The organism is Pseudofrankia coriaricola (assembly GCF_001854805.1).
Taxonomy (GTDB): Bacteria; Actinomycetota; Actinomycetes; order Frankiales; family Frankiaceae; genus Pseudofrankia.
In genome coordinates this window covers 62,883-73,394 of record NZ_MBLO01000113.1, presented here as the reverse complement: position 1 = coordinate 73,394, position 10,512 = coordinate 62,883, and the positions used below count along the sequence as shown (strand labels likewise).

At 72.6% G+C, this 10,512-nt stretch carries 10 protein-coding genes and 1 pseudogene; 5 read left to right on the top strand and 6 right to left on the bottom strand.

The annotated features are described in order from the left end of the window. A pseudogene (locus BCD48_RS52275) lies at positions 1-659 on the top strand (hypothetical protein); the annotation flags it as partial. Between the two features lie 544 nt (positions 660-1,203). On the opposite strand, the gene BCD48_RS54915 reads toward BCD48_RS52275, so the two are convergent. Genes BCD48_RS54915 through BCD48_RS16755 form a run of 3 tightly spaced genes read right to left on the bottom strand, consistent with a single transcriptional unit; the run spans position 1,204 to position 3,093 of the window. Continuing rightward, a complete protein-coding gene (locus BCD48_RS54915) occupies positions 1,204-1,329 on the bottom strand; it encodes a hypothetical protein (protein WP_274536539.1) in 126 nt (41 codons plus the stop codon). 49 nt (positions 1,330-1,378) lie between these two features. Continuing rightward, on the bottom strand, positions 1,379-2,434 hold the full coding sequence (locus BCD48_RS16760) for a sensor histidine kinase (RefSeq protein WP_241841780.1): 1,056 nt from the start codon (positions 2,432-2,434) through the stop codon (positions 1,379-1,381). Continuing rightward, positions 2,431-3,093: a response regulator transcription factor gene (locus BCD48_RS16755; protein ID WP_071049324.1), complete on the bottom strand. Its 663-nt coding sequence runs from the start codon at positions 3,091-3,093 to the stop codon at positions 2,431-2,433. Before BCD48_RS16755 ends, BCD48_RS16760 begins: the two co-directional genes overlap by 4 nt. An 87-nt stretch (positions 3,094-3,180) precedes the next feature. Between BCD48_RS16755 and BCD48_RS16750 the strand changes: the two genes are divergently transcribed. From BCD48_RS16750 to BCD48_RS16740, 3 genes are all read left to right on the top strand, one after another. After that, a complete protein-coding gene (locus tag BCD48_RS16750) occupies positions 3,181-4,155 on the top strand; it encodes an ABC transporter ATP-binding protein (RefSeq protein WP_083418752.1) in 975 nt (324 codons plus the stop codon). Then, positions 4,152-5,687, top strand: a complete 1,536-nt coding sequence (locus BCD48_RS55685) for a DUF1349 domain-containing protein (protein ID WP_071049323.1) — start codon at positions 4,152-4,154, stop codon at positions 5,685-5,687. The genes BCD48_RS16750 and BCD48_RS55685 overlap by 4 nt, the downstream gene beginning before the upstream one ends. Before the next feature lie 247 nt (positions 5,688-5,934). Continuing rightward, positions 5,935-6,648 (top strand): ABC transporter permease, encoded by a 714-nt coding sequence (locus tag BCD48_RS16740; RefSeq protein WP_071049322.1) that lies wholly within the window; start codon positions 5,935-5,937, stop codon positions 6,646-6,648. A gap of 74 nt (positions 6,649-6,722) precedes the next feature. On the opposite strand, the gene BCD48_RS16735 is transcribed toward BCD48_RS16740, so the two are convergent. Beyond that, positions 6,723-7,265, bottom strand: coding sequence for a hypothetical protein (locus BCD48_RS16735; RefSeq protein WP_071049321.1), 543 nt, complete (start codon positions 7,263-7,265; stop codon positions 6,723-6,725). A 297-nt stretch (positions 7,266-7,562) separates the two neighbouring features. Then, positions 7,563-8,336, bottom strand: a complete 774-nt coding sequence (locus BCD48_RS16730) for a sulfite exporter TauE/SafE family protein (RefSeq protein WP_071049320.1) — start codon at positions 8,334-8,336, stop codon at positions 7,563-7,565. 170 nt (positions 8,337-8,506) lie between these two features. Here BCD48_RS16730 and BCD48_RS16725 point away from each other — a divergent pair, with 170 nt between their 5' ends. Next, the gene (locus tag BCD48_RS16725) at positions 8,507-9,187 is read left to right on the top strand and encodes a class I SAM-dependent methyltransferase (protein ID WP_071049336.1); all 681 of its coding nucleotides are present in this window, start codon (positions 8,507-8,509) and stop codon (positions 9,185-9,187) included. A 327-nt stretch (positions 9,188-9,514) separates the two neighbouring features. Here BCD48_RS16725 and BCD48_RS16720 read toward each other — a convergent pair whose 3' ends face one another. Next, positions 9,515-10,486, bottom strand: coding sequence for an alpha/beta fold hydrolase (locus tag BCD48_RS16720; protein WP_274536538.1), 972 nt, complete (start codon positions 10,484-10,486; stop codon positions 9,515-9,517). Positions 10,487-10,512: the final 26 nt, after the last annotated feature.

Sequence of the window (10,512 nt, the reverse complement as noted above, 5' to 3'; positions counted from 1 at the left end):
CCGAGGCCACCGGCCCGGCTGGGGTCGTTGGCCCGGCCACGTTCGCCGAGGCCACCGGCCCGGCTGGGGTCGTTGGCCCGGCCACGTTCGCCGAGATCACCGACCCGATGGCGCCCACCGGAACGACACTGGCGTCTACGCTGGACGAGTACAAGAAGGACCCCAAGAACGTCAAGAAGAAGAAGGACTCGGTCACCTGGGAGAAGGTCGTCTGGTACGACAAGGACAAGAAGAAGCACGACAAGAAGGAGTACGGGGACTCGTACGACGGCTACGCGGATGACACCGGTTCCGACGACGGTTACGCGGACCCCGGGGAGACGGACTCCTACCAGCCGGCCAGCTACTCCCCTGGCTACGGGTACGTCGGTCACGAGGGCTCGGCGACCATGGACCCCGCGGCCACGGACGCCTACCAGCCGGCTGACTACAACTCCGACTACGGTAAGCGCGACAAGAAGGTAATCAAGAAGAAGGTCAAGTTCACCTACGAGCAGGTGCTCTGGTTCAGCCCGAATCGGTGGTACGGCAATGGTCCGGACCAGCCGTTGACCTCCGCGGTGGGACAGCCCCCCGTGGATGCCCCCGCACCGACGGCACCCTCCATTCCGACCACGCCGGCGCCGGCACCCGCGCCGGCGCCGGCGCCCGCCGTGTAGCGGTTTGAAGAACGGTCGGTCTTCGGCGGGACAGACACCGAATAGATTCCAACCGAAAACCGACACCTTCCGGGGCGCCACCGGTTCAACCGGTGGCGCCCTCCGTTGAAGACGGTAGGCGACTTCGCCGCGAGCGTCGAGCGCAGCCGTCCCGGGATCTCGGTCTCGAGCTGTCAGCTGGGATGCGTTCGGCCCAGCAGATGCCGGTGCTGTATGGGTTACATGCGAAACAGCTGTGGTAGTGGTACTTGTAGAGGTTTCCGCGGGCCGTGGAGGACGTTTCCGCTGAGCAGGTAGGTTCGCTGGCGCCGATAGCCGACCACTATCGAAGCGGGTAGCCGGCCCGCCGCTGACGGGGCCTGGGATGGTGGTGATCGACCTGGATGGCGTTGTTTCTTGTCATGGCGGGCCCGGTCCGCGCGCTTCTGCTCCCAGCCGTCACGTCGCCGCTCGCCGGAAATGCGTGGACGTTGACGGCCAAACGGCACGACGCCCGCCGAAGCGTTCGCGGTGGCCTGCCGACGCTGTCCCGGGGTGGTTGGGCTCAGTGGACGACCTCGAAGACCTGTTTCTGGACGCCGTTGGGGTAGGCGTCGTATGCCACCAACTTCAGCAGCGTCCTGTCCTTGTCGATCTCGCTGAACAGGCGCTTCCCGGCACCCAGCAACACGGTGGTCGGTTCGGCGCGCGCGACCGCGCCGTCGCCGATATGTCGATCTCTACGGAAACGTGACCTCGATGTCCAGCCCACCGGTCGGGCGGGCCGTGGCGGTCAGCGTGGCGCCGTGCGCGTCGGCGATCGCCCGGACGATCGCGAGGCCCAGGCCGTGGCCTTCTCCGTGCCGGACTCGCCGGCCGTCCAGCTGCTGGAACGGCTCGAAAAGCCGGTCGACCTCCGCCGGCGGGACGACCGGCCCCGAGTTGCGCACGGACAGCCGGGCCCCGCCGGGCGCGGCCGATGTCGTCACCTCGACCCGGCCGCCCGCCACGTTGTGGCGGATCGCGTTGTCGACCAGGTTCGCCACCAGGCTCTCGACAAGCCTCGGATCCCCCGAGGCCGGCGCCGCGGCCAGGGCTGTCTCGACGGCCATGCCGGTGGGCCGAGCCGACAGGCGGTAGGACAGGACCCGCCGGGCGATGTCGGCCAGGTCGAACGGCTCCCGCCGGTCCACCCCCTGCTCGCCGCTGGCCAGGGTGAGCAGTGCCTCGATCAGCTGCCCCTGCGCCGTGCCCAGCTCGAGCACCTCCTGGCAGGCGGTCCGCAGCTCCTCGACGGTCGGGTCGGGGTCGGCGAGGGCGACTTGCAAGAGGGCCCGCTGCGCGGTCAGGGGTGTGCGCAGCTCGTGCGACGAGTTGGCCACGAAGCGCCGCTGCGACGCGAACGCCGCCTCGAGACGCCCGAACAGGTCGTCGAGGGTCGCGGCGAGCTCCGCGAACTCGTCAGTACGGCCGGTGGGCCCCAGCCGGCGGTGCAGGTTGCTCGCCGAGATGTGCCGCGCGGTAGTGGTGATCGTGCGCAGCGGCCGCAGGAACCGGGCCGCCACGAGCCAGCCCAGCCCGACCGACGCCAGCGCCAGCGCGGCCAGGCTCACCGACCAGGTGACGAACGGGAACTGCGTCGTCGTGACCGGCCCTGCCCCGGGCCCGGCGCCGGCCGGCTCGGACTCCCTGATCCCGGCCAGCGCCGCCGTCAGCAACACCGTGCCCGACACGAAGAAGGGGACGGCGTAGAGCAGCATGAGCTGTGTCCGCAGCGTCCGCCGGCGGCGGATCACGGCTCGCCGATCCGGTAGCCGCCCTCGCGCACGGTGTACACCACCGGCGGATCACCGAGCTTGGCGCGCAGCCAGCGGATCGTCGTCTTCACCGCCGTCGTGAACGGGTCCGCCGCCTCGTCCCACACCCGTTCCAGCAGCTCCTCCGCCGGCACCGGCCGTCCCGCCGCGGCGAGCAGGCACTCGAGCACCCCGAGCTCCTTCGGGCTGAGGTCGAGGCGCCGCCCGCCCCGGGACGCGACCCGCCGGCCCGGGTCGAGGGTCAGGTCCCCGTGCTCCAGCACCGGTGGCACCAGGGCGGTCGGCCGGCGGGCCAGCGCGCGGATCCGGGCGACCAGCTCGGCGAAGTCGAACGGCTTCGGCAGGTAGTCGTCGGCGCCCAGGCCAAGCCCGTCTACCCGGTCCCTGACCGTGCTCGACGCGGTCAGCATGAGGACCCGGCTGCACGGGTATGTGGCGACGATCCGCCGGCACACCTCGTCGCCGTGCGTGCCGGGCAGGTCCCGGTCGAGCACCACCACGTCGTACCGGGTGGCCGCCAGGCGGGCCAGCGCGTCGTCGCCGTCGAGCGCGACGTCGACCGCCATCCCCTCGCGGCGCAGCCCGGTCCTGACCGTGCGGGCCAGGATCTCGAAATCCTCCACCACCAGGACGCGCATCCCCCAACCATCCCAGGCCGATGGTGGCGGCAAGGTGTCGTCGGACGGCACCGGGCTGACACCGGCGGACGGCTAGAAACCCGACCTATGATCACCGTGAACGGACTGCGGAAACGGTTCGGCGCGACCACCGCCCTCGACGGGATGACGTTCACCGTCCAGCCCGGGCAGGTCACCGGCTTCGTCGGGCCGAACGGCGCCGGCAAGTCGACCACCATGCGGGTCGTCCTCGGTCTGGACGCCGCCGACGCCGGCGAGGCCCTCGTCGACGGGCACCCGTACCGCGCCCTGTGCCATCCGCTGCGGCACGTCGGCTCACTCCTGGACGCCGCCGCCGTCTCGCCCGGCCGCACCGCCCGCAACCACCTGCTGTGGCTCGCGCACTCCCAGGGACTCGGTCCGCGCCGGGTCGACGAGGTCCTCGACACCGTGGGGCTCACGTCCGTCGCACGCCGCCGGGCCGGCGGCTTCTCGCTAGGCATGCGGCAACGCCTCGGGATCGCCGCCGCCCTGCTCGGCGACCCACCCACGCTCATGCTCGACGAGCCGTTCAACGGCATGGATCCCGAAGGGATCATCTGGATGCGCCGCCTGACGCGGGAGCTGGCCGCTGGAGGAAGGGCAGTCCTGGTCTCCAGCCACCTGATGAGCCAGCTGCAGGACATCGCCGACCACGTGGTGGTCGCCGGCCGCGGCCGGGTGCTCGCCGACGCGAGCGTCACCCAGCTGCTGGCCGCCGTGTCGGACGGCCGGGTCACGGTGCGTTCCGCCGCCGCGCGCGCGGCGGCGGTGCTGGCGGGCGGCGGCGGGTCCGTCACGGTCGCCGGGGACGGCACGCTCGTCGTGACCGGCCTGCCGGCCGAGGCGATCGCCGCGCTGCTCAGCCGCAACGGCGTGCCGTTCTCCGAGCTCGCCGCCCACCGGGCGACGCTCGAGGACGCCTACCTGGAGCTCACCCGCGACGCCGTGGAGTACCGCGCCGCCGATCCGGCCGCCGCCGATCCGGCCGCCGCCGATCCGGCCGCCGCCGCGCCGGCCGCCACACCGGGGAAGGCACTGTGAACGCGTTCGCGGACACGCTGCGTGCCGAATGGACGAAGTTTCGGACCATACGGGGCTGGGTCATCGGCACCGTCGCCATCGTCGGCGTCATCGTGGCGTTCGGGCTCAATCCGGGGATGAAGGGGAGCTGCGGCACGAACGGCCCAGGCTCCGAGTGCGCGCTGCCGGTCGGCCCCGGCGGCGAGGAGGTCACCGACAACTTCACGTTTCTCCACCAGGCGCTCACCGGGGACGGCGTCGTCACCGTCCGGCTCACCGCCATGACCGGCGTGGGGCTCGGGAACCCGGACGAACCGAGCCACGCCGTCGAGCCGTGGGCCAAGGCCGGCCTCATCGTCAGGGCGGGTACCGGGCGGGGCTCGTCCTACGCGGCGGTCATGGTCACCGGCGGCCACGGGGTACGGATGCAGTACGACTACACCCATGACGTCGCCGGCAGCCCCGGCGGTGTCACCGCCGCCGCCCCCCGCTGGCTGCGCCTGAGCCGCGCCGGGGACACCGTCACGGCCGCCGAGTCCGTCGACGGCGGCCGGTGGACGACCGTAGGCACCGCCCGGCCGCGCGGCCTGCCGTCGACCGTCGAGGTCGGGCTGTTCGCCACGTCCCCGCAGCACTCCGAGGAGCTTCACGCCGGGCTGATGTCCGGCGCCATGGGCGGACCGACCCAGGTGACCGGCACGTTCGACCACCTCGCCACGCGGGACGGCTGGACCGGCACCGCCTGGCGGCCGGACGTCATCGGCGCGCCCAGCGGCCCAGCGGGCGGTGCCTCGGGCGGCGTTGGACCGGACGGCGGTGCCCTTGGATCCGAGCGGGCCGGCGACGCCATACGCCTGACCGGTTCCGGCGACATCGCGCCGGCCGTGGCCGGCGCCGGGGGCCTCGGGGTGTCCATCACCCAGACGCTCGTCGGCACCTTCGTCGCCCTGATCCTGGCCGTCGTCGTGGGCACCGTGTTCGTCAGCGCGGAGTACCGCCGCGGGCTCGTCCGGACGACGTTCGCGGCCAGTCCGGACCGGTCGCGGGTGCTGGCCGCGAAGGTCACCGTCGTCGGCGGGGTCATGTTCGTCGCCGGCCTCGCCGCGGCGGCGGCCACGGTCGTCCTCGGGCAACGCGTGCTGCGCGGCAACGGCGTGTACGTCCATCCCGTCCCGGCCGGCACCGAGGTGCGCGTCGTCGTCGGCACCGCGGCGCTGCTCGCCGTCGCCGCGATCCTGGCTCTCGGCCTCGGCACGCTGCTGCGACGCGGCGTCACGGCGGTCACGACGGCGGTCCTCCTGATCGTCCTGCCGTACCTGCTGGCCATGACCGTCCTGCCCGGCGACGTGGCGCGCTGGCTGCTGCGGGTCAGCCCGGCGGCGGCGTTCGCGCTGCAGCAGGCGTCGCCGGAGTACCCGCAGGTGGCGAACCTCTACACGCCGGCCGACGGGTACTTCCCGCTCGCGCCGTGGGCCGGCTTCGCGGTCCTCGCCGGCTGGGCCGCCGTGGTCCTCGCCGCCGCCGCGGTGACGCAACGCCGGCGGGACGCATGACGCCGACGGATGCCCCGAAGGCCCGGTGGAGGCTGCGGTTTCGGTTTGGTGACGCTACGGCGGCAGGCGACCGTGCTGGCGCGGACGCGCGCCTCCGCGGAGGCCCGGCCACGAGCGAAGCGACGTGGTTGGGCCGCAGCGGAGGTCGCCGTAGCGCCCGTGAGCGGAGGAGGACGGCGCGCGGAGGTCTCGTCCCGCCGCGAAGCAAGGGACGGGGCCGGAGCGCGCCGCCCGGACGGAGCGAACCATGAACACAGTGCGTGCCGAGTGGACCAAGCTGCGCACGTCGCTGGGCACGTGCGCGCTGCTGGTCGCGATGGTCGCCGGCACGGTCGCGGTGAGCGCGGCGGCCGCCGGGTTCTCGGATCCGCTGCCCGGCGCGGACCTGCCGAGGCTGAGCCTCACCGGGGTGCAGCTCGGCCAGGCGGTCGTGGCGATCCTCGCCGTGCTGGCCGTGGGCGACGAGTACGCCAGCGGCCTGGCCGTGGTGACGTTCACGGCCATGCCGCGCCGGAGCCGGGTGCTGGCCGCCAAGGCGCTGGTCGTCGCCGCCGCGGTGGCGGCCGCGGCGGCCGTCGCCGTGGCGGGGTCCGTAGCCGTGGGCCGGTTTCTGCTGCCCGAGCACGCCCTGGCCGCGCGCCCGGCGATCGGCTCGGTGCTGTACCTGGTCCTCATCGGGCTGCTGAGCCTGGGGATCGCGACGGGCGTCCGCAGCCCGGCCGCCGGGATGGGGGTCGTCCTCGCGCTCCTCTACGCGCTCCCGATCGTCAACACCGCGGTCGCCGACCCGGCCTGGCAGCGGCGGCTGCTGCGGATCGAGCCGGTCAGCGCCGGGCTCGCGGTTCAGATCACGGGCGGCGCCCCGGCCATCGGCCCCTGGAAGGGCCTCGGCGTCCTGGCGCTGTGGGCGGTAGGCGCACTGCTGGCCGGCGCGGTGCTCCTCGAACGCCGGGACGCCTGACGGCGCCGGCGTCCCGGCGTCCCGGCGTCCCGGCGTCCCGGCGTCCCGGCGCGCGGCCGCCAGGGTGGCCGGGGCTACGAGCAGGCCCAGCTGATCGAGCCCGTCAGCGTGCGGCCGGCGTCCGTGCTGGCGCTGAACGAGACTGAGCCGCCGGTCGAGGTGATCTGGACGGTTGCCGGCACGGAGTCGATGGCGTAGCGGGAGGCATCGGCCGCGACCAGGGACACGGTCACCACCGCCGCGTACGACCCTGGGCCGGTGTAGCCCGCCACCCGGACGCTCTGCGCGACCGTGGTCGCGTTCACGACGCCGGTCGCCGACTCGACGTAGCGCCGCCCGGAGACCTCGCAGCTCACCGGGGTGTTGACGTGTCCCGCGACGGACACCGGGCTGGTGATGCCGATGGTCAGCGAGCCGGGGCCGCCGGTGCCCGCGCCGGCCGGTGCCGTCGCGCCGGCCATCGGATCCGTGGCCGTGCTCGTGGTCGCGGCGGACGCGGGTGCCGCCGGGCCCGTCGGCGGCAGCGTTCCGGCACCGGCACGGCAGGCGGATACGGCGAGCAGGAGCCCGCCGGCGAGCGCGACCGAGCGGCCGAGAACCCTGTTCCGACTGTTCACACCATTCTCCCGACTGACGACGACGCGTGGCGGACGCCGGCCTGGGTGGCGTCCAGTGCGGTGATCCCACCAGCGGTGGATGCGTCGTGGCTGCGAGCTGGATGTGAGAACCGTGTGGGTCGCACCGACCCAGCCAGCGGGTTGATCTCAGGACCCTGAACCAAGTCCACTCCAGTGCGTCGATCAGGTGCGGCGGGAACCGGTGCGCGGGTCTCGACGTCCGCGGTGAGTCGCTCGAACGCCGGGTAGGCGGAGCCCCAACAGCATCGTGATGCGTCGGGCCGTGTCGCCGACGCCTCAGCTGGCCTGGATCAGGTACAGGACGGCGAGAGCCATGGCCAGAGTTCCGAGGAGCAGCTTCAGAGCGGTGTTGGGTAGGCGGGGCTGAAGCCGTGCTCCGAGGTAGCCGCCGCACTGGCCCCCGAGCCCGCAGGCGAGACCGAGGATCCAGTGGGGTGCGATGTTCCCGGGTGTCGTCAGGGCGAGCAGGCCGTAGGTGACCGCGCCGACAACCGAGGTGAGGAACGTCGAGGCGAGGGTGGCGGGCGCGACGACCGTGACCGGCATGCCGCGCCCGACGAGGATCGGGCCCAGGATCGAACCGCCGCCGATGCCGTAGATCCCCCCGAGGACCCCGACGACCAGGGCGAGGGCGGCGACGATCCTTGGCCGAGGCGGGGGAGCACTGCTCGTGCGATCGGTGCGCAGGGTCCGCGCGACCAGCCAGATACCCAAGGGCAGCAGCAGCCCCCCGAGCAGGAGCCGGAACAGGCGAGCGCCTGGCGCGAGGTGAACTCGGATCACCGCGCCCGCGACGACGCCGGGCAGTGTGCCGAGGACAAGCAGGCGGACGAGGGGGCCACGGAGCTGGTTCTGCTGGCGATACCGGACGAGAGGCCCCGGGGTCGCGACCACGTTGAACAGCAGATTCGTAGGCGTGACGGCAGGATTCGGAACCCGGAGCACGTCAAGCTGGACGGGCAGCAGGAACACCGCCCCGGAGACCCCGACAGGAGCCGTGACCGCCGCGATCAGCAGTCCCGCGGCGAACCCGAGCAGGATCGTGGTCACGTGCGCATCCCCCCGCTCACAGCTCCTATTCTGGTCAGTTCCCAGGGCATCGAGCGGAGGACCCGGCCAGCCGGTCGCCTGCGCCGTAGCGATCCACGCACCCGACCCTCGTTTTGCCGAACCGGCAACCAGAGTGGTGAGACCGGGGCGCGATGGGCAACGATGACCCGGTGACCGACGACATCGCGGCAGGATCGCCCGCGTCCCACACTCTCCCGCCTGCCGACGGATACGTCGGCGACCCCGCGGTGGCGGCCCAGTGGGACGGGCGATACACCGACCGGGAGCAGTTGTGGAGCGGCCAGCCCAACGGCGCGCTCGTGGCCGAGGCCACCGGGCTCACACCCGGGCGGGCGCTCGACGTCGGCTGCGGCGAGGGCGCGGACGCGGTCTGGCTCGCGAACCGTGGCTGGGACGTGACCGCCCTCGACGTGTCGGGTGTCGCGCTGGCGCGGGCGGCTGGGCACGCACGCGACGCCGGCGTCGCCGTTCGCTGGGTGCACGCCGAACTTGCGCAGGCGGGGCTTACGCCGGCGTCGTTCGATCTCGTCTCCGCGCAGTACCCGGCGCTGCTGCGCACCCCCGATGCCGCGGCCGAGCGCGCGCTGCTCGCCGCGGTCGCGCCCGGTGGCGTGCTGCTGCTCGTGCACCACGCGGGGATGGACACCCACCAGGTGCGCGACGACGGTTTCGACCCGGCCGACTACGTCTGGCCCTCCACGGTCGCCGCGCTCCTCAACGACGACTGGAAGGTCGAGCGCGACGAGCAGCGACCGCGCGTCGCACCCGAGGGCGGCGCCGGCGCGCACCACACCGACGACTTGGTGCTGCGCGCACGCCGGCGGCGCTGAGCCCCTTCCCCCACACAGCGGCTTTCGTCGCCACGCGACCATGCAGCCGTCTGGACCGACGCCGTGGTCACGACAAGCAGGATGGTGACAATGTCGGCGGCCTGCTCCCAGGGCGTGAGCCGCTCCCTGACCTTGTCGCCGGTTCCGTAGGCGGCGAGCTGGTCGAGTAGCGGCTGGGCGGCGGGTGGAACGGTCCCGCGTCGCGGGCTCGGTCGCGGGTTGGCGGCCATGATCGCGTTGACCTGTGGGGCGTAGCCCTGGTCGGACACCGACCGGGCGTAGACGCCGCCCATGGCGGTGCGGATATAGGGCGCGGATATCGGGTGTTCAACCGATCCCTCGGAGGTGCTGGCGCAGCCGCTGTTCGGTGGTCCAGGCCGCGATCTGGGCGCGGGAGCTCATGTGCAGCTTGCGCCGGATGTTCTCCACGTGCGTCTCGATCGTTCGTGGCGCGACGGACAGGCGGCCGGCGATGGCATGGTTGGTGAGCCCCTCGGTCACGAGTTCGGCGATCTCGAACTCACGGTCCGTCAGCCGTTGTCCCCTGCGCGAGGGCTGGCTTAGAAAGGTGAGTACCGCGTCCAGGACCGCCTCCCATTCGCCGTGGTAATAGAGATGGCTGGAGCCTGGCAGCGGGATCAGGGTGGCCCCGGGGACACACGCGGCGACCTCGCGGCCCAAGTCGAACCTGGTGCCTCGGTCGCCTTCGCGGTGCAGGACCGCGGTCGGTGTCCGGACCGCTGGAAGCAGCCCCCGGACATCCGTGTCGTAGTACACCTCGAGCAACTGTGCGGCCACCGCGGCCGAGGCGCTCGTCCGCTGGAACCGGGTGAACGCCGCCATCTCGTCAGCGGTGGGATCGGTGACGAAGGCGTGTGCCAGTGCTTGCAGCCCCATGCCCCAGTGCGCCCGCACCAGCGCGACGACGGACTTCCTGACGTCGGGCGGCGCCAGATCTCGGCCGCTGGCGCACATTCCGTAGACCACGAGCGCCTCGACCCGTTCTGGGTACCTCGCCGTGATCGCGGCGGCGAGCTGACCCCCCTGCGAGGCACCGAACAGGCGGAAGCGACGCGCGCCCACCGCGTCGGCGACCGCCAGCGCCGCGGCCATCTGTCCGTCGAACGAGAGGTCGACGCCGTCCCGATCCGACAGTCCGCATCCGGGCTTGTCAAAGCGGATCACCGTGAAATGCCGCGCCAGACGTTCAACAAACCCGCCAAAGGAAAACAGATCCAGCTGCCCGCGAAGGTGAGTGATCCACCCCGAGTCGCACAACAAGGCCGGTCCAGATCCCATTGTCGAATACGCCACGGGGCCAGCCG

Coding starts and splice junctions, on each gene's coding strand:
- BCD48_RS16755 (WP_071049324.1), bottom strand. CDS start 3,093: ATGCGCGTCCTGGTGGTGGAGGATTTCGAGATCCTGGCCCGCACGGTC.
- BCD48_RS16750 (WP_083418752.1), top strand. CDS start 3,181: ATGATCACCGTGAACGGACTGCGGAAACGGTTCGGCGCGACCACCGCC.
- BCD48_RS16740 (WP_071049322.1), top strand. CDS start 5,935: ATGAACACAGTGCGTGCCGAGTGGACCAAGCTGCGCACGTCGCTGGGC.
- BCD48_RS16720 (WP_274536538.1), bottom strand. CDS start 10,486: ATGGGATCTGGACCGGCCTTGTTGTGCGACTCGGGGTGGATCACTCAC.